The 279-nt window shown below is 49.1% G+C and carries 2 tRNA genes; both read right to left on the bottom strand.

The annotated features are described in order from the left end of the window. Window positions 1-45: 45 nt before the first annotated feature. Window positions 46-121 (bottom strand) — tRNA-Val (locus EOE67_RS20435). Window positions 122-153: 32 nt separating this feature from the next. Further along, a tRNA-Val gene (locus tag EOE67_RS20440) sits at window positions 154-229 on the bottom strand. Window positions 230-279 lie beyond the last annotated feature (50 nt).

The raw sequence follows: 279 nt of genomic DNA on the forward strand, positions 1-279 counted from the left end.
TCGGTCAGGAGCATTGCTGTGTATTGCGGTAAACGAAGAGGAATTTGGTGGATGGTACTGGGCTCGAACCAGTGACCCTCGCCTTGTAAGGGCGATGCTCTCCCAGCTGAGCTAACCATCCTGGGGTGTTTTTTACTACTAAACTGTAGAAATTGGTGGATGGTACTGGGCTCGAACCAGTGACCCTCGCCTTGTAAGGGCGATGCTCTCCCAGCTGAGCTAACCATCCTGGGGTATTTGTTTGCTATTTAAAAACAGCATTTGATATGGTGGATTGTA

Source organism: Rheinheimera riviphila (genome assembly GCF_004005945.1).
Taxonomy (GTDB): Bacteria; Pseudomonadota; Gammaproteobacteria; order Enterobacterales; family Alteromonadaceae; genus Pararheinheimera; species Pararheinheimera riviphila.